This is a genomic window from Salipiger sp. CCB-MM3 (genome assembly GCF_001687105.1).
Classification (GTDB): Bacteria; Pseudomonadota; Alphaproteobacteria; order Rhodobacterales; family Rhodobacteraceae; genus Salipiger.
The window spans coordinates 169,745-187,387 of sequence record NZ_CP014595.1; the positions used below are offsets into that span (position 1 = coordinate 169,745).

Sequence of the window (17,643 nt, forward strand, 5' to 3'; positions counted from 1 at the left end):
CACAGACGCCCCCTCAGGCCTGCGCCTTGACCTCTTCGATCACCCGCTCCCAAAGCTCGGTCGCCTGCGCGCCCGGCACCGCGTGCTGCCCGGCCACCACAAAGGTCGGCACCGCCTGCACGCCCATGCCGCGTGCGGCCTGGTCCATCTCGGCGATCTCTTTACGATCCGCCTCCGAGTCCAGCAGCCGCAGCACCACGGCGGCATCCATGCCGCAGCTGTCAGCGATATCGCCCAGCACTTCGGCATCCCCGATATTTCGGCCATCGACGAAATAGGCACGGAAGAGCGAGGAGACCACGGCGGTCTGCACGCCTTCGATCCCGGCCCAATGGATCAGCCGATGCGCATCCAGCGTCGAGGGCGTGGTGGCGATCTTGTCGAGATTGATCTCCAGCCCGGCCTCCGTGGCCCTCTCGGCTACCGGCAGATAAGCCTCGACCGCGCCCTCCTTGCCGCCGAATTTCCCCTCGAGGTAGGCGCGGCGGTCCATGCCGCCCGCGGGCATCTCGGGATTGAGCATGAAGGGGCGCCAGCGGATGGTGAACGGGTGGTCGTGATGCGCCGCAAGCGCACGATCCAGAAGGCCTTTACCGATGTAGCACCAAGGGCAGATCGGGTCGGAGAAAATATCAAGCGTGGTCATCGGTCATCCATCCTTTGCGGCCTCTTAACAGCCGCGCGGGCGATTGGCGAGGCACAGCGGCGCCCTAACCGCCTATTTCGGAAAATTCCGAAATGCCCAGCTCTGCGGCACAGGCAAGTGCTCCCGCGGCTTCTTCTCTTTAAAAATACGCCGGGGGTGAGGCCGAAGGCCGAGGGGGCATCGCCCCCTCATGCCGCAAAAGATCAGCCGCGCCCACGCCCTTCGAACCGCGGCAACATGGCGGAAAAATCCCGGCCCCGACCGTCTTCCTCTTCAACAAAACTCCGGTACAGCTCCAACGCCCGCGCGCCCATCGGCGTGTCGGCATCCGCCGCCTCGGCGGCCTGCTGCGACAACCCCAGATCTTTGAGCATCAACTCGGCCGCGAAGCCTGGCTTATAGCCATTGTCGGCGGGCGACTGCGGCCCGACGCCGGGTGCCGGGCAATAGGCGTTCATCGACCAGCTGTAGCCCGAAGAGGTGGAAACCACATCGAACATCGCCTCGCGCGAGAGCCCCAGCTTGTCGGCCAGTGCAAAAGCCTCGCAGGTGGCGATCATGGTGACGCCAAGGATCATATTGTTGCAGATCTTCGCCGCCTGCCCATTGCCCGATGGCCCGCAGTGCACCGCTTTCTGCCCCATGATGTCAAAGAGCGGCCCGGCGATGGCAAAAGCCTCTGCGCCGCCGCCGACCATGAAGGTGAGCGTGCCGCCCGCCGCGCCGCCGATGCCGCCCGACACGGGCGCATCCAGCGCGCCCAGACCTGCGGCCTGCGCCGCCTCGGCCACCACCCGCGCGCTTTCCACATCGACGGTGGAGCAATCGAGCAGTACCGCGCCCGGCGTCATCGCCGGGATGATCTCTTCGGCCACGCTGCGCAGGATCGCGCCATTGGGCAGCATAGTGATCACCACCTCTGCGCCCGTGGCCGCCTCTGCCGCGCTGGCCGCCTGCGCAGCGCCCTCGACGCGCACGCCCGCCACGTCAAACCCGGTGACCTCATGGCCCGCAGCGATAAGGTTGGCGGCCATCGGCCCGCCCATATTGCCAAGCCCGATAAATCCGATCTTCATCTCTATCTCCTCCCCCTTAACCTTGCTGCAACCGTCCCGTCAGAGCACCAGTTCCTGCGCGCCCAGCGGGGCGAGCAGCGCGGCGACGCGCTCTGGCGGCACCGCATCCAGCGCCATGCCCCAATGCGGGTTCCGGTCCTTGTCGATCAGCTGCGCACGCACCCCTTCGAGGAAATCGCCCTCCTGCATGATGCGGTAGGCGACGCGGAATTCCTGCGCCAGCGCGGCGTCGATATCGCTTGGCGCCGGACCGAGCCGGGCGAGCATCTCCAGCGTGGTCGCCATCGACAGCGGCGAGTTGCGGCGGATCTGCTTGAGCGCCGCCGCGGCCCAATCGGCGCTCTCGGCCTCTAGGCTCTCGGCAATTTTCGGCAGGTTATCCGATGCATAGGCTGCGTCGATCTCTGCTTGCGCCGCGGCCATGGGGCTCTCCGGGGCAGGGCGCGCCACCTCTTCCAGCGCCGAGGCCTCGCCGCTGTCGAGCAGGCGCTGCTTGAGCAACGCCCAGTCTTCCTCGGGCACAAAGTGATCGGCAAATCCCGCGTGCAGCGCGTCGCCGGGGCCCATGCGCGCGGCGGTCAGCGCCAGATGCGCACCGAGCCGTCCCGGCGCGCGGGCCAGCAGGTAGGAACCGCCGACGTCGGGCACAAAACCGATGCCGCATTCGGGCATCGCCACCTGCGCGCTCTCGCCGACGATCCGGTACGAACAATGCCCGCCAAGACCAACGCCGCCGCCCATGATGAAGCCATGCATGAAGGCGACGATGGGCTTGGGGTAGGCGGCGAGCTTGGCATTCATCCGGTACTCATCCGCCCAGAAGCGGCGGCCGAAATCCACGTCGCCCTTCAGGCCGCGGCGGTACATCTCGGCGATATCGCCCCCGGCGCAGAAGGCCCGCTCGCCCTCGGCGTCGAGGATGATCAGCGCCACCTCGGGATCATCCGCCCATGCATCGAGCGCCTTTTCGATCGCAAGGCACATCTCCCAGCTCAGCGCATTCAGCGCCTTCGGGCGGGTCAGGGTGATATGGCCGGCACGGCCGCTCTTGCGGGTCTCGACCTCTGTCGTCGGGTCTTCAAGCGTGGGCATCTCGGTCATCGGCTTCCAATCAGGCTGCGCGCGGTGATCATGCGCATGATTTCATTGGTCCCTTCGAGGATCTGATGCACGCGCAGATCGCGCACCAGCTTCTCGATACCGTAGTCCGCAAGATAGCCGTAGCCACCGTGCAATTGCAGACATTGGTCGACCACTTTCGATCCCGCCTCGGTGACGAACTTCTTGGCCATGGCGCAGAACTTCGTAGCATCGGGCGCGCCGGTGTCGAGCTTCCACGCCGCCTGCCGCAGAAAGACGCGGGCGGCCTGCAGTTCGATTTCCATATCGGCAAGGCGGAACTGCAGCGCCTGAAATTGGTCGATGCTCTGACCGAAGGCGCGGCGTTCGGCCATGTAATCCAGCGTTGCATCCAGCGCCGCCTGAGCGGCCCCGAGCGAGCAGGCCGAGATATTGAGCCGCCCGCCGTCGAGCCCGGCCATGGCGTAGCGAAAGCCCTTGCCTTCCTCGCCCAGCAGATTGGCCAGCGGCACCTCGCAACCGTCGAACTGCACCTGCCGCGTCGGCTGGCTCTTCCAGCCCATCTTCTGCTCGAGCCCGCCAAAGCTCAGCCCTTCGGTGCCATCCTCGACCAGCAGCGCTGAGATGCCCTTGGGCCCCTCAGCGCCGGTGCGGCACATGACGACATAAGCGTCGGAATATCCGCCGCCGGAGATGAACGCTTTGCTGCCGGTGAGCAGGTAGCTGTCGTTGCTCTTCTCGGCCTTGGTGCGCAGCGCGGCGGCATCCGAGCCCGAGCCCGGCTCGGTGAGGCAGTAGGACAGCACCGTCTGCATGCTCAGCGCGCCGGGCAGCACCCTTGTCTTCATCTCCTCCGAGCCATAGGCGTCGATCATCTTGGCGCACATATTGTGGATCGACAGGAAGGCCGCCACCGAAGGACAGGCCATGCTGAGCGCCTCGAAGACCAGCGTGGCATCAAGCCGTGTCAGCCCCGAGCCGCCGCTCTCTTCCGAGACATAAAGCCCGCCGAACCCCAGTTCCGCCAGCTTCGGCCAGAGATCGCGGGGGATGGTGCCCTCGGCCTCCCAGTCGCGGGCGAAGGGTGCGATATGCTCCTGCCCGAACGCCTTTGCCATGTCGAAGATCGCCTGCTGCTCCTCGCTTGGTGCAAACTCCATGGGGCCTCCCTTTCCCAATGGCTCCGGGGCCTCCCAACCCCGGAAATGAACATTTGTTCAGAACATGGCTGGAATCGCCCGACGATGCAAGCCGCACACCGACGGCAGCTTCCTCTTGGCACAAATATCCCGGGGGTGAGGCGCGCAGCGCCGAGGGGGCAGCGCCCCTTTATGAAGTCCTGGGAAGGGCCCGGTCGGCGAATGAGTATTTATGGAAAGATGAAAGGCTCAGGCCGCGCTTTCACGCAGGGCGACGATGCGGCGGATCTCGTCTTCGACCTTGCCCAGCAGGATGGCGTTGTCGAATTTCGCCTCGGCGGTGGCGCGGGCGGCGCGGGACATGGCGGCGCGGTCGGGCAGGTCGAGCACTTTCGAGATCGCCCCGGCAAACCCGGTCTCGTCCCACTCGGGCACCAGAAAGCCGGTCTCGCCCTCGGTCACCGCCTCGGGGATCCCCGCATGCAGGGTCGAGACGGTGATGCAGCCCGCGGCCAGCGCTTCTTGAATGGCGGTGGGCAGCCCCTCGGTGTTGCCGTTCTTGTCGGTGATCGAATGCTGCAGGAAGGTCTCGGTGGTGAGCAACTGCTTGCGGACTTCGTCGTGCGGCAGCGCGCCGGTGAAGGTGACTTGCTCTGCGACGCCAAGCGCGGCGGCGAGGGCCTTGCAGGGCTCAAGCAGCGGGCCATCGCCGATGAAGGTGAGATGCGCCTCGCGCCCCTTGGCGGCGGCGGCGAAGGCGCGCAGCGTGACCTGCGGCGCTTTCTTGTCGACCATCCGGCCCACGGCGAGGCAACTGCCCGGCACTTTCTCGCCCGGGACGAAACGGCGCACGTCGACGCCCGAGGGCACCACGTGGGAATTGGGGTGGGTGACGCCGTGCTTGGCGAGATTGTCGAGCAGGAACTGCGAGACCGAGAACACCCCGTCGAGCCGCGGCATCATCTTGCGGTAGCTCTTGACCCGCTGCGCCGAGGTCAGCGCGCGCGAGGCATCGGTACCGCGGAAATAGGTGAAGACCGGCAGGTTCATCTCATTGGCGAGCTTGGCCACCACCAGCGCCTGCGTGCCGAACTCGGCGAGGATCACCTCGACACCTTGATCACGCAGCCATTGCTTGAGACGGGATTTATTCTCGCCGAAGGGCAGGCGGCCCGTGCCCTCGGTCAGAGAATTCCACCCCATGGCGAGCGGTGCCAGCACCTTGTCGGAGAGCGAGAGCTTCGCGCGGCGCTCGAACAGCGGTTTGCCGTAGGGGTTCTTGCCGTTGAACCTGCCGCAGAGCACCACCGTATCGCCGCCGAAGATGTGCTCGATATGGCGGTTGATGAAGGTCTCGCCCGGCACATGGTAGTCGGAGGTGACGATGCAGGTTTTGTACAAGGGCTTTTCAAGGCGGCTCATGCGGGATCTCCCGGGGGTCTTCGTGCCGCGCCTACATGCCCGTGAAGACCCCGCCGCGCAAGGGCGGCGGGGTCCGGTCTCAGCTCAGGGTCATTCCCCGTAGGCCATCGCGGGCAGCCATGTGGTCAGCGCCGGGAATTCGAAGACGATGAACAGGCCCAGAAGCTGCAGCAGCACGAAGGGGATGATGCCCTTGTAGATATGCGCCAGCGTGACCCCCGGCGGGCAGACGCCCTTGAGATAGAAGAGCGCGAAGCCCACGGGTGGCGTCAGGAAGGAGGTCTGCAAGGTCACCGCCACGAGGATGGCGAACCAGACCACCTGCGGGTCGCGCACCTGATCAAAGCCCGGCACCGCCAGATCGAGCCCTTGGATGATCGGCAGCATCAGCGGCATGATGATGATGGTGATCTCGATCCAATCGAGCAGGAAGCCAAGGCAGAAGACGATGAACAGGATGAAGGCGATCGTCAGATACGGGTTGTCGAAGGCCGAGAGCACCAGATGCTGCACGATCTCATCCCCGCCGTAGCGCCGCAGCACGAAGGCAAAGAAGTTCGCCGCAAGGAAGATGCCGGTGATGTAGCCGGCGGTGTTGAGCGTCGAGCGCGCCACCTCGCGGAACACTTTCCAGTCGAGCTTGCGGTTGAGCAGGGCAAGGACGGTCGCGCCGAGCGCGCCGAGGCCAGAGGCTTCGGTTGGCGTTGCGACACCCACGAAGATCGAGCCCAGCACCAGCAGGATCAGCAGCATCGGCGGCACCACGGCCAGCAGCACTTCCTTCACCTCGTGCCAGCCCACGTGCTCGGATTTCTCCGGCGCGGGCATGCTGTCGGGCGAGAGGAAGCCGTAGACCACGATGAAGACGATATAGAGCGCCCCAAGGATCAGCCCCGGAAAGAGCGCCCCCATGAAGAGATCCCCGAGCGAGATCGCCAGCTGGTCCGACATGATCACCAGCATGATCGACGGCGGGATCAGGATGCCCAGCGTCCCCGCCGAGGCGATGGTGCCGGTGGCGATGGGTTTCGAGTAATTCTGCGCCATCATCGCGGGCAGCGCCATCACCCCCAGCAGCGTCACCGAGGCACCGATCACGCCGGTGGAGGCCGCGAGGATGATGCCGATCAGCAGCACGGTCAGCGACAGGCCCCCACGCAGCGAGCCAAAGAGCTTCTGCATGGCGTGCATCATCCGCTGCGCCACGCCCGACTGGTCGAGCATCAGCCCCATGTAGATGAACATCGGCAGCGCCACGAGCACCGGGTTGTTGACGATATTACCGAAGAGGCGGCCCGAAAGCGCCAGCAGGCGGTTGTATTCCAGCCCAATGCGGTCGAACTCGATCACGTCCTTGAAGTCGGCGCGGAACGGGTCGAGCAGGATCTGCGACAGGATGACGAAGATCAGGCTCACGCCCACCAGCGCCATGGCCACGGGGATGCCGCGGAACAGCATGTAGATGAAGGTCAGGAACATCGCCGCGACGGCGATCTCGTTCAGCGTCAGGAATTGGCCGAGGAAGTGCAGCATCTCAGCGCTCCTTACGCGCGAAGAGACGCGCCACAACAATCACGACCACCGAGGCGACAAGCGCCAGAGCGATGGTCTTTTTCATTTCCCACGGCCCGAAGGCGAGGTCGTCGAAGATCGGCGCGCGCGTCGCCTTGCGCATGCTGTCGATCTCGGGGTCGGTGGCCATCAGCCAGCCGACGCAGGCGTACCAGATGATCAGCTGAACACCGAAGATGGTGGAGGGCAGGGCAAAGAGCAGCTGCTTCCACAGCGCTGGCCGCGTCAGCTGCGACAGGTGGCGCACATAGGCCGACCAGATCGCCACCATGATCACGATGAAGCTGAGGTTCATCAGCGTCTTGAGGATCCACAGGTTGTGCAGCCCGTTGGGGCTCGACGAGCCTTCGTCCGAGGCGATGGAGGTCAGCGCATAATCCAGCGTCACGTCCCAGCACAGCAGCACGAAGGGGAAGAACAGCCAGACCAGCGCGATGATGTCGATGATCAGCCGTTTCCGCTTGGCGAAATTGTCGTAGAAGATGTCGACCCGCACGTGGCTGCCGGTGGTCACCGCATAGGCGATGCCGATCAGCACGGCGACGCCGTAGAGCCACCACTGCAGGTCATCGAGCCAGGCTTGGTTGTGCCCCGCGCCGCGCAGCAGAACCTGCGCGCAGATGGCGATCATCAGGATGGGAAACAGCCAGGCGACGATGTTGGACAGATGCACGATGAGCCTGTCGCCCCGGTTCTGGTCCTTGCGTCCGATCTCTCCGGGGTCGGAGATGGCGACCTTGAAATCCTCCACGGGCCTTGTCCTTTGCTTTGCCTGCCTTGGTCGGGGATGCGCGCCGCGCCCACGCGGGCGCCTCGACGCGAAAACGGCGCGCCAGCGTGAGACCGGGGCGCGCCGGGAAGGGCCGGACCCGAAGGCCCGGCGCTCAGCCGCTCGCTGTTATTTCCAGGGACGCGGCAGGTAGATGTTGTTGTACCAGGTGGAGTAGCCCTCGCGGAACTCGCTGAGGTCGGCCCAGGTCTTGGCGAACATCTCGTCCTCGGCCTTCAGTTCTTCCACCACCTCAAGCCACGCCGCTTCGAATTCCTTCAGCTGCTCGGGCGTCCAGTTCTTGATCGTCACGCCATGCTCTTCGACGTTCTCGACCATGGCCGGGAAGTTCTTGGCCTCGCCTTCGGCGAAGTTGTCGGTGAGGTTGGCCATGCAGGCGATCTCGATCTGTTTCTGGCTCTTCTCGTCCAGATCTTCCCAGCGATCCTTGTTGATCAGCAGTTCGAACATGGTGGCGGGCTGGTGCCAGCCGGGGAAGTAGTTGAACTTGGCGATGTTGTAGAAGCCGAGGTTCGCGTCCACCAGCGGCATCGAGAACTCGGTGGCGTCGATCGCGCCGCGCTCCAGCGCCGGGAAGATGTCGCCCGCGCCCAGCAGCGAGGTCGACACGCCCATCTTCTGCATCACCTCGGCGCCAAGGCCGAAGAAGCGCATGTTCAGGCCCTTAAGATCCTCAAGCGAGGTGATCTCTTCCTTGAACCAGCCCGAGGTTTCGGGCGCGTAGGAGCCGCAGAGCACCACATGCACGTTGTAGCCGTTGGTGTCATACATCTCCTGGAACAGCGTCATGCCGTCGTCATAGAGCATCCATGCCAGCATCTCGCCCGGCTCCGGGCCGAAAGGCACGGCGGCGAAAAGGCCCGCGGCGGGCATCTTGCCCTGCCAGTAGCCCGAGGTCGAATAGGCCGCATCCACAGAGCCGTTCGACACCGCGTCGAGCATCTCCAGCGACGGCACCAGCTCGCCCGGATCGAAATGCTCGAACTCGACGCTTTCCGAGATGTTGTTGATCTTGTCGACGAAATTGACCGCCGCGGTGCCGAGGATCGGCAGGTTCTTGGAATAGCCCGAGGTCATCTCGAGCAGTTCCTGCGCCGAGGCTGCCCCTGCAAAAGCAAAAGCGGCGGCCGAAACGGCCGTGAAGGTCTTGTTGATCATGTCTTTCCTCCCTGAAGCAGCATCCCCTCCCAAGGACGCCGCAGGCATTTGTGCCTGCCGCGAAAGCTATCCAAGCCTCACGCGGCTGTGAATACCCAGTAGTACGTATGCGCCCGCAAGAAAGTTACTTACGCTGCGGAAATCCCGGAACTTTCCACCCCGCGCACCCCGTGCCGCCGTAACCCTTTCATCTTTCCAAAAATACTCAAAACCCGCCGCTAACCGGCCTTCACCTTGCCTTTCATTGTTCCCCAAATACGCTTCGCACCGCCCGCGCTGACCGAACGTCGGGCAAGGGCGCTTTTCATCGCCCTCCGCCTGCGCTATTCCCGCGCGAAACGGGGTCTCGGAGGTTGGCATGACCGAAGGTAAGAACGGCATCACCTATGCGGATGCAGGCGTGGACATCGATGCGGGCAACGCGCTGGTCGAGCGGATCAAACCCGCGGCCAAACGCACCAGCCGCAGCGGCACGATGTCGGGTCTGGGCGGCTTCGGCGCGCTTTTTGACCTGAAAGGCGCGGGCTATGAGGATCCGATCCTCGTTGCGGCGACCGACGGCGTGGGCACCAAGCTGCGCATCGCGATCGACACCGGCCATGTGGACGGCGTGGGCATCGACCTTGTCGCCATGTGCGTCAACGATCTGGTCTGTCAGGGCGCAGAGCCGCTGTTCTTCCTCGATTATTTCGCCACCGGCAAGCTCGACACCGACAGCGCCGCGCGCGTCATCGAGGGCATCGCCGAGGGCTGTGTGCGCTCGGGCTGCGCGCTCATTGGCGGCGAGACCGCCGAGATGCCGGGCATGTATCCGGCGGGCGATTTCGATCTTGCGGGCTTTGCCGTGGGCGCCATGGAGCGCGGCACCGACCTGCCGAGCGGCGTGGTCGCGGGCGACGTGCTGCTGGGTCTGGCCTCGGATGGCGTGCATTCGAACGGCTACTCGCTGGTGCGCAAGCTGGTCGAAGTTTCCGGCCTTGGCTGGGACGCAGATTGCCCTTGGGCCGAAGGCTCGCTTGGGGAAGTGCTGCTGACCCCGACCCGGCTTTACGTCAAACAGGCGCTGGCGGCGGTCCGCGCGGGCGGCGTGCATGCGCTGGCCCATATCACCGGCGGCGGCCTCACCGAGAACCTGCCGCGCGTGCTGCCTGAGGGCTGCGGCGCGAGTATCGACCTGGGTTCCTGGGAGCTTCCGGCGATCTTCGGCTGGATGGCCGAAGTGGGCGGCATCTCCGAGGCCGAGATGCTCAAGACCTTCAACTGCGGCGTCGGCATGATCCTGTCGGTCTCGGCGGACCGCGCCGAGGCGCTGAAGGCGCTGCTCGAGGCCGAGGGCGAGACGGTCTACACGCTCGGCACCGTGACCGAGGGGCAGGGCGTCTCCTACGAGGGCAGCCTCAAGTGAAACGCGTCGCGATCTTCATCTCGGGCGGCGGCTCCAACATGGTGACGCTGGCCGAGAGCATGACCGGAGATCACCCGGCCCGCCCGGTTCTGGTACTTTCGAACAACGCCGATGCTGGCGGGCTGAAGAAGGCCGAGGCGATGGGCATTCCCACCGCCGTGGTCGATCACCGCCCGTTCAAGGGCGACCGCCCCGGCTTTGAGGCGGCGCTGCAGGCGGAACTCGACAAGGCGCAGCCCGACATCCTGTGTCTGGCGGGCTTTATGCGCGTGCTAACCGCGGGTTTCGTCGAGCCGTGGAAGGGGCGGATGCTGAACATCCACCCCTCGCTCTTGCCGAAGTATCGCGGGCTGCACACCCATGCGCGGGCGCTGGAGGCGGGCGACGCCGAGCACGGCTGCACCGTGCATGAGGTCACGCCCGAACTGGACGACGGCCCGCTGCTGGGTCAGGCGCGGGTGCCGGTGCTGGCGGGCGACACGCCGGACACGCTGGCCGCGCGCGTGCTGGAGATGGAGCACAAGCTCTATCCCGCGGTGCTCCGCCGCTTTGCCGCGGACGACAAGACGCCGGTGCTGCTGCCTTAAGGCACCAGCGCCGCCGCATTGCCATGCCAGTCAAGCTGCTGCGCCGCGCCGGGCTCCGGGGCGGGCGCAAGCAGGGCGGGAAGGCCGATCAGCAGCAGCAAGGCAAGCGCCGCAAGGCCAGCGGTGACGCCGCCGTGCGGGGCGGGGCGGGCGGTGTAGCTATAGGCAAGGTCGAGCGAAGTCATGGGAGGAACTCCTCTTGGGGTTGCAAGGTGATTTCGAAGTACCCGCAACATAGGCGCCAGCGATCCTTCGCAAAAGCGAATGCTTGTCGCCTCCGCCATCACGCAGCGTGATGAGTCCGCCAAGCCTTTGGCGTCCAACACCTTCCTCGGGCCGCGCTTGATGCCAAAAGGCGGCGCTCTGAGGCTTTCTTGCATCGCCGCTTTGAACTTCCTCGCGCGAAGGTGTAGGAGGCGCGATAACCAAGAGAAACAAGAACCAGCCGGTGCCTGAATGAAGACATTGACCAAGACGGACGAGCTTGCGGAGTTCTGCGCCGAAGCCGCCAAAGCGCCTTACGTGACCGTGGACACCGAGTTCCTGCGCGAGCGCACCTATTACTCCAAGCTCTGCCTGATCCAGCTGGCGATCCCGGGCACTGGCGAAGAGAATGCCGTTCTGGTCGATCCGCTGGTCGAGGGCCTGTCGCTCGATCCGCTCATGGAGCTGTTCCGCAACACCGATGTGGTCAAAGTCTTCCACGCCGCGCGGCAGGATCTCGAGATTTTCTTCATCGACAACGGCGTGATCCCGCAGCCGCTCTTCGACACGCAGGTCGCCGCGATGGTCTGCGGTTTCGGCGAGCAGGTGGGCTATGAGACGCTGGTCAAGCGCATCGCCAAGCAGCAGCTCGACAAAAGCTCGCGCTTCACCGACTGGTCGCGCCGCCCGCTGACCGAGGCGCAGAAGAAATACGCGCTGGCCGATGTGACGCATCTGCGGGTGATCTACGAGTTTCTCGCCGCCAAGCTCGAAGAGACCGGGCGCGCGCATTGGGTGGCCGAAGAACTGGCGACGCTCACCGATCCCGAGACCTATATCACCCGCCCCGAAGAGGCATGGCTGCGCGTGCGCACCCGCTCGTCGAGCCCGCGGTTTCTGGCCATCGTGCGCGAGCTTGCCGCCTTCCGCGAGAATTACGCGCAGACCCGCAACATCCCGCGCAACCGGGTGTTTAAGGATGACGCGCTGGCCGAGCTTGCCTCGACCAAGCCGGTGACCATGGAAGACCTCGGACGCTCGCGCCTGCTGCTGCGCGAGGCGCGCAAGGGCGCGATCGCCGAGGGCATCCTCGCCGCAGTGAAGGCCGGGACCGACGCGCCCAAGGAAAGCCTGCCGCAGGTCGACGCCAGCCGTGACCAGCTGCAGGTCAACCCGGCGCTGGCGGATCTGCTGCGTGTGCTGCTGAAGGCCAAGACCGAGACCTCCGGCGTCGCCTCGAAACTGATCGCGCCGGCTGCCGAGCTTGACGCGATTGCCGCGGGCCAGCGCGACGTCAAGGCGCTCAGCGGCTGGCGGCACGAGGTGTTCGGCGCCGATGCCCTGCGGCTCTGCGCGGGCGAGATCGGCCTCGCCGCGAAGGGCAAGACGGTTCAGGTCATCGAGATCTGAGGCGGAAGGCGCTGCCCCCGCGGCGCAGGAAGGGCAGGCGGGCCGCCTGCCCGGAAACACCCGGCACCGGAACTATCACACAAGAGACTGCCGCGCCTAGCGCCGCCAGCTGATCCGCGCGACGAGATCGGCGCAGGGTTTCGACAGGCTGCGCGAGCGTCCCCCGAGGGCGTCCCAACGCCGCTGCAACTCCACGACCTGAGCGCGCTGCTCGGCGCTCCACGGCGAGGTGCGCCATTCCTCGTCCTGCACGGCCTTGAGGATCACACTCAGCTCGGCAAACTCCGCCTCCGAGGGCCCGCAGATGCGGCGCCCCTCGGGTCCGGCAAGCGCGGCGAGATCGAAGGTGGTGTCGAGCCGCACCGGGTCCGACAGCGGCAGCGTTTTCAGATCATAGGCGACGAAGATCGCGGAATTCTCCGGGATCGTGCCCGGCGGCACCCCGGGGCCGGTCCGCGCGGTCTCAGCACAGGCCTGAAGCAGCAGACCGGCCGACAAGAGGCAGGCAAGTTTGCACATTAAGGTTCCCTCCCAGAACGAGTGTCCGGTCGGGATCGTCGCAGCCCGGCGGCCGCAGGTCATTGATCTGCCTCAAAAGGTTAGGCGCCCGCGCGCGGGCCGCCGTTTAGCGGCTGATGCTCTGCGCGTTGCGCAGCCCTTCGACGCGCAGCGCGCGGTAGGGCGCGAGGGATTTGTCGCTCAGCCACAGGCCAGCGGTCACCGTGCGGGCCAATTCGCCGCCGGTGCGCGGCCCGGGCAGTTGCAGCGCCAGCAGGCGGAAGGTCAGCGTGCCGGTGTCTTCCGAGCCTTCAACCGGCACCAGCCGCACATCGAAGGGGCCGGGATAGTCGGCGACGCCGGTGACGCGCAGGATCGCACCGCCCGGACGCCGCTCCAGCAGCAACTCGGTGATCACGCCGACCGGCTGGCCGGGATAGACCTCGTCCTTCTTGGTAAAGAAGCTCACCGCGCTGCGCTGCGGGATCAGCGGGTTGTTCACCCCGGTCTCGGCGCTCACGCTCGGCGCCTCGCTCTGGCCGCCACAACCGGCCAAAGCCAGCGCCGAAATCATCACGACCGATACGGTTTTGAACATGGTGCAACTGCCCTTTGCCTGTCTTGCCTCCGGGGTTAGCGCATCGCGGCGGGGTTGAAAAGCGCGGTTTGCCGGGGCTGGACCTTTGCCGCCCCGCCGCCTACCTCTTGGCACCGATCGTGCTGGTGCAATGAGATGGGCAAGGGGATCCGCTCCGGGCCCATGCACCTATGGACGCAATGGACGCCGGCAGCAGGAGCGCAGATGGCACAGGCAGGTTTCGAAGAACTGGTCGAGGATTTCGAATTTCTCGAGGATTGGGAAGACCGCTACCGCACGGTGATCGAACTGGGCAAGGCGATGGCGCCGCTGCCCGAGGCGCTGAAGGTGCCCGCCACCAAGGTCGAGGGCTGCGCCAGTCAGGTCTGGCTGCATCTGACGTGGGATGCGGGCAAGCTGCAGTTCGAGGGCGAGAGCGACGCGATGATCGTGCGCGGCCTGATCGCCGTGCTGCACCGGCTCTACGACGGGCTGGCAGCGCCGGAGGTGCTGAAGATCGACGCCCGCGCCGAATTGGGGCGGCTGGGTCTGAACGAGCATCTTTCCGCGCAGCGCTCGAACGGGCTTCGTGCCATGGTAGAGCGTATTCGCGAGCAGGCAGCCGCCGTAGCGTGAGACTTCTGCGGCGCCCAAGATGGCCGCAAACCGCTATACATCCGGGCGCCTGTGGCTTAGAACGCCTTTTAACAGGAATGACTTGAACGGGCAGAACCAACATGTCTGAAGACTTCGAACTCGACACCGCTGACCTGCAGCGCCGCATGGACGGCGCCATGGCGAACCTCCGCACCGAATTCGCCTCGCTGCGGACCGGCCGCGCCTCGGCCTCGATGCTCGAGCCGGTGCAGGTCGAAGCCTATGGCTCCATGACGCCGATCAATCAGGTCGGCACCGTCAACGTCCCCGAGCCGCGCATGGTCACCATCAACGTCTGGGACAAGGGCCTTGTGGGCAAAGTGGAAAAGGCGATCCGCGAAAGCGGCCTCGGCATCAACCCGCAGCTCAACGGCACGATCATTATGCTGCCGATCCCCGAGCTCAACGAAGAGCGCCGCCGCGATTTGACCAAAGTGGCCGGTCAATACGCCGAACACGCCCGCGTCGCGGTTCGCAACGTCCGCCGCGACGGCATGGACCAGATCAAGAAGGCCAAGGCAGACGGCATGTCCGAGGATGACCAGAAGTTCTGGGAAACCGAGGTGCAGGAACTGACCGACACCTACATCAAAAAGGTCGACGCCGCGCTGGAGACCAAGCAAGAAGAGATCATGCAGGTCTGAGGCGGAAACGCCCGAAGCGAGGAGGGCAGATGCCCAAACCGATCCGAGACGGCAATGGCCCGCGCCACGTGGCCATCATCATGGACGGCAATGGCCGCTGGGCGACCCAAAGGGGGCGCCCGCGGCTGTTTGGCCACCACGCAGGCGCAAAGCGGGTCCGCGAGATTGTCGAGGCCTGCCCCGATGCCGGGGTGCAATATCTGACGATCTTTGCCTTCTCGACCGAGAACTGGAAGCGCACGCAGACCGAGGTGGCCGGGCTCATGAGCCTGTTCCGCCGCTACATCCAGAAAGAGGCGCGCGCGCTGCACGCCGAAAACGTGCGGGTGCGCTTCATTGGCGACCGGGTCAAGCTCGACAAGAAGCTGATCACCTTGATGGACGAGCTTGAGGTGATGACCGAGGGCTGCACGGGGGTGAACCTTACCATCGCGATCAACTACGGTGGACGCGACGAGGTGGCCCGCGCCACCAAGCGTCTGGCGCAGGATGTGGCCGCCGGGCGGCTCGATCCCGAAGAGGTCAACGAAGAGACCCTGCCGCGCTATCTCGACACCTGTGTGCTGCCCGATCCCGATCTGGTGATCCGCACCTCGGGCGAGGCGCGCATTTCGAACTTCCTGCTGTGGCAGTCGGCCTATGCGGAATATGAGTTCGTCGACACGCTCTGGCCGGACTTCTCGGCCGAGGAATTTTCTACACTGATCGGCGGCTATGGCGCGCGGGACCGGCGCTATGGCGGGGTGAAGGCATGAACAGCACACGTTGGAGCGATCTGGGGCCGCGCATGGCCTCGGCGGCGGTGCTTATCGTCGTTGCGCTGGTCTGCGTCTGGCTCGGCGGGATCTGGTGGCGCGCCGCCATCGCGCTGGCCTGCGGCGGCATGGTCTGGGAACTGGTCAACATGGTGGACACCAACCGCCATCGCTCGGCCAAGATCCTCGCCGCTGTCGCGGGGGCCTGCGCGCTGGCCGCGATCTATCTGCCGCCCGCCTTCGCGCTGCCGCTGCTGCTGCTACCGTCCATGGCGGGCTTTGGCCAGATGCAGCGCGGCGGCGTGACCTACGCCGTGTTCACCGCGATGATCATGCTGGCGGGCTTTGGCATGATGATGCTGCGCTCTGGCTCTGAGTTAGGCCTGACCTGGATGCTGTGGATGGTGACCGTGGTCGTGGTGACTGATGTGGCAGGCTATTTCGCCGGACGCGCCATCGGCGGCCCCAAGCTCTGGCCGCGCGTCAGCCCCAAGAAGACTTGGTCGGGCTCGGCAGCGGGCTGGATCGGGGCCGCCATCGTTGGCGCAATCTTCGCGATGATCTCGCGCGAGGCGGGCTTTGGTCTGATCGGCGTGTCCATCGCCATCTCCATGGCGAGCCAGATCGGTGACATGGCCGAAAGCACCATCAAGCGCCGCGCCGGGGTCAAGGACAGCTCGAACCTGCTGCCGGGCCATGGTGGGCTGCTGGACCGCTTCGACGGCATGCTGGGCGCCGCGCTGTTTCTGCTGATCGCGGGGCAGATCGTCGACTTCCCGCCGGGTGTTGAGTGAGACCGTCGACATGAGGCGCATTTCCATTTTCGGCGCGACCGGCTCGATCGGTCAGAACACGCTCGACCTGATCGCCCGCGACCCCGAAAGCTACCATGTCGTCGCTCTGACCGGCGGCAAGAACGTCGCGCAACTTGCGAAAGACGCTCGGAAATTCGGCGCCGAGATCGCCGTGACCGCTGACCCTGCGCTGCTGCCCGAACTGCGCGCGCGGCTGGCGGGCTCCAATGTCGAGGCCGCTGCCGGGCCGGAAGCGATCTGCGAGGCGGCGAGCCGTCCGGCGGATTGGGTGATGTCGGCCATCGTTGGCGCCGCTGGTCTCGCGCCGGGACTGAAGGCTTTGGAGCAGGGCGCCACGCTAGCGCTCGCCAACAAGGAAAGCATGGTCTGCGCCGGTCCGCTGGTGCTGCACACCGCACAGGCCCATGGCGGCCGCGTGCTGCCGGTGGACAGCGAGCATTCGGCAGTGTTTCAGGCTCTGATTGGCGAGGAAATGAGCCGCGTCGAGCGGGTGATCATCACCGCCTCGGGCGGGGCTTTCCGCGACTGGCCGCTGGAGAAACTGGCCAGCGCCACCCCCGAACAGGCGGCGACGCACCCCAATTGGGCCATGGGACAGCGGATCACCATCGATTCCGCCTCCATGTTCAACAAAGCCCTGGAAGTCATCGAGACAAAAGAGTTTTTCGACCTTGATCCGGCAAAGATCGAGGTGGTCGTCCACCCCGAGAGCATGATCCACGCGCTGGTCGGCTTCTGCGACGGGGCGCTGATGGCGCACTTGGGCCCGCCGGACATGCGCCATGCCATCGGCTTTGCCCTCAACCACCCGTCGCGCGCAGATCTGCCCGTGGAGCGGCTGGATCTGGTGAAGCTCTCGCAACTGACATTCCGCCCCGCCTGCGAGACCCGCTGGCCGGCGCTGCGGCTGGCGCGCGAGGTGATGCAGACCGGGGGGCTTGCCGGGGCTGTTTTCAACGCTGCCAAGGAACAGGCGCTGGATGCCTTCATCGAAAAGCGCATCGGTTTTCAGGACATGGCGAAGGTCGTTGAACAAACACTTGAACATGTGTTGGCCGAGAGTGATCTGGCCAGCGCCGCCATCACCCTTGATAACGTGCGCGGCGCTGACCATCTCGCTCGGGAGACCGCGCGCGCGCTGATGCTGCAGCACCATTGAGCCTCGCCGCCTTGGCGGGGTGAGTGAACTGATTTGAAAGGGCCGAGCT

Annotated in this window: 19 protein-coding genes; 8 read left to right on the forward strand and 11 right to left on the reverse strand. The window is 65.4% G+C overall.

Annotated elements, in window-relative coordinates; genetic code table 11:
- Positions 1–13: 13 nt before the first annotated feature.
- The 8 genes from AYJ57_RS00800 to AYJ57_RS00835 form a co-directional block, all read right to left on the reverse strand.
- Positions 14–646: a DsbA family oxidoreductase gene (locus AYJ57_RS00800; protein ID WP_066099834.1), complete on the reverse strand. Its 633-nt coding sequence runs from the start codon at positions 644–646 to the stop codon at positions 14–16.
- A gap of 203 nt (positions 647–849) precedes the next feature.
- Complete coding sequence (mmsB, locus tag AYJ57_RS00805; protein ID WP_066099838.1) at positions 850–1,722, reverse strand: 3-hydroxyisobutyrate dehydrogenase; 873 nt, start codon at positions 1,720–1,722, stop codon at positions 850–852.
- Between the two features lie 39 nt (positions 1,723–1,761).
- Positions 1,762–2,823 carry an enoyl-CoA hydratase/isomerase family protein gene (locus AYJ57_RS00810; protein ID WP_237220175.1) on the reverse strand — a complete coding sequence of 354 codons (1,062 nt, stop codon included), beginning with the start codon at positions 2,821–2,823 and terminating at the stop codon, positions 1,762–1,764.
- Entirely contained in the window at positions 2,820–3,962 is a 1,143-nt protein-coding gene (locus tag AYJ57_RS00815; RefSeq protein WP_066099841.1) for an acyl-CoA dehydrogenase family protein, read from the reverse strand. The genes AYJ57_RS00810 and AYJ57_RS00815 overlap by 4 nt, the downstream gene beginning before the upstream one ends.
- A 228-nt stretch (positions 3,963–4,190) precedes the next feature.
- Positions 4,191–5,363: a glycosyltransferase gene (locus AYJ57_RS00820; protein ID WP_066099843.1), complete on the reverse strand. Its 1,173-nt coding sequence runs from the start codon at positions 5,361–5,363 to the stop codon at positions 4,191–4,193.
- Between the two features lie 90 nt (positions 5,364–5,453).
- The gene (locus AYJ57_RS00825; RefSeq protein WP_083191110.1) at positions 5,454–6,896 is read right to left on the reverse strand and encodes a TRAP transporter large permease; all 1,443 of its coding nucleotides are present in this window, start codon (positions 6,894–6,896) and stop codon (positions 5,454–5,456) included.
- A 1-nt stretch (position 6,897) separates the two neighbouring features.
- Positions 6,898–7,686 carry a TRAP transporter small permease subunit gene (locus AYJ57_RS00830; protein WP_066099845.1) on the reverse strand — a complete coding sequence of 263 codons (789 nt, stop codon included), beginning with the start codon at positions 7,684–7,686 and terminating at the stop codon, positions 6,898–6,900.
- Positions 7,687–7,833: 147 nt separating this feature from the next.
- Positions 7,834–8,883, reverse strand: a complete 1,050-nt coding sequence (locus AYJ57_RS00835) for a TRAP transporter substrate-binding protein (protein ID WP_193789497.1) — start codon at positions 8,881–8,883, stop codon at positions 7,834–7,836.
- 358 nt (positions 8,884–9,241) lie between these two features.
- On the opposite strand from AYJ57_RS00835, the gene purM reads away from it, so the two are divergent.
- Both purM and purN read left to right on the forward strand, forming a co-directional pair.
- Positions 9,242–10,288, forward strand: coding sequence for a phosphoribosylformylglycinamidine cyclo-ligase (gene purM / locus AYJ57_RS00840; protein ID WP_066099848.1), 1,047 nt, complete (start codon positions 9,242–9,244; stop codon positions 10,286–10,288).
- A complete protein-coding gene (gene purN, locus AYJ57_RS00845) occupies positions 10,285–10,875 on the forward strand; it encodes a phosphoribosylglycinamide formyltransferase (protein ID WP_066099850.1) in 591 nt (196 codons plus the stop codon). Before purM ends, purN begins: the two co-directional genes overlap by 4 nt.
- On the opposite strand, the gene AYJ57_RS00850 is transcribed toward purN, so the two are convergent.
- The gene (locus tag AYJ57_RS00850) at positions 10,872–11,060 is read right to left on the reverse strand and encodes a hypothetical protein (protein WP_066099857.1); all 189 of its coding nucleotides are present in this window, start codon (positions 11,058–11,060) and stop codon (positions 10,872–10,874) included. The two genes, purN and AYJ57_RS00850, sit on opposite strands and share 4 nt — an antisense overlap.
- Before the next feature lie 271 nt (positions 11,061–11,331).
- Between AYJ57_RS00850 and rnd the strand changes: the two genes are divergently transcribed.
- Positions 11,332–12,489, forward strand: a complete 1,158-nt coding sequence (rnd, locus tag AYJ57_RS00855) for a ribonuclease D (protein WP_066099860.1) — start codon at positions 11,332–11,334, stop codon at positions 12,487–12,489.
- 96 nt (positions 12,490–12,585) lie between these two features.
- On the opposite strand, the gene AYJ57_RS00860 is transcribed toward rnd, so the two are convergent.
- Both AYJ57_RS00860 and AYJ57_RS00865 read right to left on the reverse strand, forming a co-directional pair.
- Positions 12,586–13,008, reverse strand: coding sequence for a hypothetical protein (locus tag AYJ57_RS00860; RefSeq protein ID WP_066099863.1), 423 nt, complete (start codon positions 13,006–13,008; stop codon positions 12,586–12,588).
- A gap of 106 nt (positions 13,009–13,114) precedes the next feature.
- Entirely contained in the window at positions 13,115–13,585 is a 471-nt protein-coding gene (locus AYJ57_RS00865) for a hypothetical protein (RefSeq protein WP_066099866.1), read from the reverse strand.
- A 204-nt stretch (positions 13,586–13,789) separates the two neighbouring features.
- On the opposite strand from AYJ57_RS00865, the gene AYJ57_RS00870 reads away from it, so the two are divergent.
- The 5 genes from AYJ57_RS00870 (at position 13,790) to dxr (ending at position 17,594) form a co-directional block, all read left to right on the forward strand.
- Positions 13,790–14,200 (forward strand): SufE family protein, encoded by a 411-nt coding sequence (locus AYJ57_RS00870; protein WP_066099867.1) that lies wholly within the window; start codon positions 13,790–13,792, stop codon positions 14,198–14,200.
- A gap of 101 nt (positions 14,201–14,301) precedes the next feature.
- A complete protein-coding gene (gene frr / locus AYJ57_RS00875; RefSeq protein WP_066099870.1) occupies positions 14,302–14,865 on the forward strand; it encodes a ribosome recycling factor in 564 nt (187 codons plus the stop codon).
- A gap of 29 nt (positions 14,866–14,894) precedes the next feature.
- Positions 14,895–15,620, forward strand: a complete 726-nt coding sequence (locus AYJ57_RS00880) for an isoprenyl transferase (RefSeq protein ID WP_066099873.1) — start codon at positions 14,895–14,897, stop codon at positions 15,618–15,620.
- Complete coding sequence (locus AYJ57_RS00885; RefSeq protein WP_066099875.1) at positions 15,617–16,414, forward strand: phosphatidate cytidylyltransferase; 798 nt, start codon at positions 15,617–15,619, stop codon at positions 16,412–16,414. Before AYJ57_RS00880 ends, AYJ57_RS00885 begins: the two co-directional genes overlap by 4 nt.
- 10 nt (positions 16,415–16,424) lie before the next feature.
- Positions 16,425–17,594: a 1-deoxy-D-xylulose-5-phosphate reductoisomerase gene (gene dxr, locus AYJ57_RS00890; RefSeq protein WP_066099878.1), complete on the forward strand. Its 1,170-nt coding sequence runs from the start codon at positions 16,425–16,427 to the stop codon at positions 17,592–17,594.
- The last annotated feature ends 49 nt before the right edge of the window (positions 17,595–17,643 follow it).

Excerpts from the sequence above, each read along its gene's own strand:
- AYJ57_RS00800 (WP_066099834.1), bottom strand. The coding sequence starts at position 646 with ATGACCACGCTTGATATTTTCTCCGACCCGATCTGCCCTTGGTGCTAC.
- mmsB (WP_066099838.1), bottom strand. The coding sequence starts at position 1,722 with ATGAAGATCGGATTTATCGGGCTTGGCAATATGGGCGGGCCGATGGCC.
- AYJ57_RS00810 (WP_237220175.1), bottom strand. The coding sequence starts at position 2,823 with ATGACCGAGATGCCCACGCTTGAAGACCCGACGACAGAGGTCGAGACC.
- AYJ57_RS00815 (WP_066099841.1), bottom strand. The coding sequence starts at position 3,962 with ATGGAGTTTGCACCAAGCGAGGAGCAGCAGGCGATCTTCGACATGGCA.
- AYJ57_RS00820 (WP_066099843.1), bottom strand. The coding sequence starts at position 5,363 with ATGAGCCGCCTTGAAAAGCCCTTGTACAAAACCTGCATCGTCACCTCC.
- AYJ57_RS00825 (WP_083191110.1), bottom strand. The coding sequence starts at position 6,896 with ATGCTGCACTTCCTCGGCCAATTCCTGACGCTGAACGAGATCGCCGTC.
- AYJ57_RS00835 (WP_193789497.1), bottom strand. The coding sequence starts at position 8,883 with ATGATCAACAAGACCTTCACGGCCGTTTCGGCCGCCGCTTTTGCTTTT.
- purM (WP_066099848.1), top strand. The coding sequence starts at position 9,242 with ATGACCGAAGGTAAGAACGGCATCACCTATGCGGATGCAGGCGTGGAC.
- AYJ57_RS00850 (WP_066099857.1), bottom strand. The coding sequence starts at position 11,060 with ATGACTTCGCTCGACCTTGCCTATAGCTACACCGCCCGCCCCGCCCCG.
- rnd (WP_066099860.1), top strand. The coding sequence starts at position 11,332 with ATGAAGACATTGACCAAGACGGACGAGCTTGCGGAGTTCTGCGCCGAA.
- AYJ57_RS00860 (WP_066099863.1), bottom strand. The coding sequence starts at position 13,008 with ATGTGCAAACTTGCCTGCCTCTTGTCGGCCGGTCTGCTGCTTCAGGCC.
- AYJ57_RS00865 (WP_066099866.1), bottom strand. The coding sequence starts at position 13,585 with ATGTTCAAAACCGTATCGGTCGTGATGATTTCGGCGCTGGCTTTGGCC.
- AYJ57_RS00870 (WP_066099867.1), top strand. The coding sequence starts at position 13,790 with ATGGCACAGGCAGGTTTCGAAGAACTGGTCGAGGATTTCGAATTTCTC.
- frr (WP_066099870.1), top strand. The coding sequence starts at position 14,302 with ATGTCTGAAGACTTCGAACTCGACACCGCTGACCTGCAGCGCCGCATG.
- AYJ57_RS00880 (WP_066099873.1), top strand. The coding sequence starts at position 14,895 with ATGCCCAAACCGATCCGAGACGGCAATGGCCCGCGCCACGTGGCCATC.
- AYJ57_RS00885 (WP_066099875.1), top strand. The coding sequence starts at position 15,617 with ATGAACAGCACACGTTGGAGCGATCTGGGGCCGCGCATGGCCTCGGCG.
- dxr (WP_066099878.1), top strand. The coding sequence starts at position 16,425 with ATGAGGCGCATTTCCATTTTCGGCGCGACCGGCTCGATCGGTCAGAAC.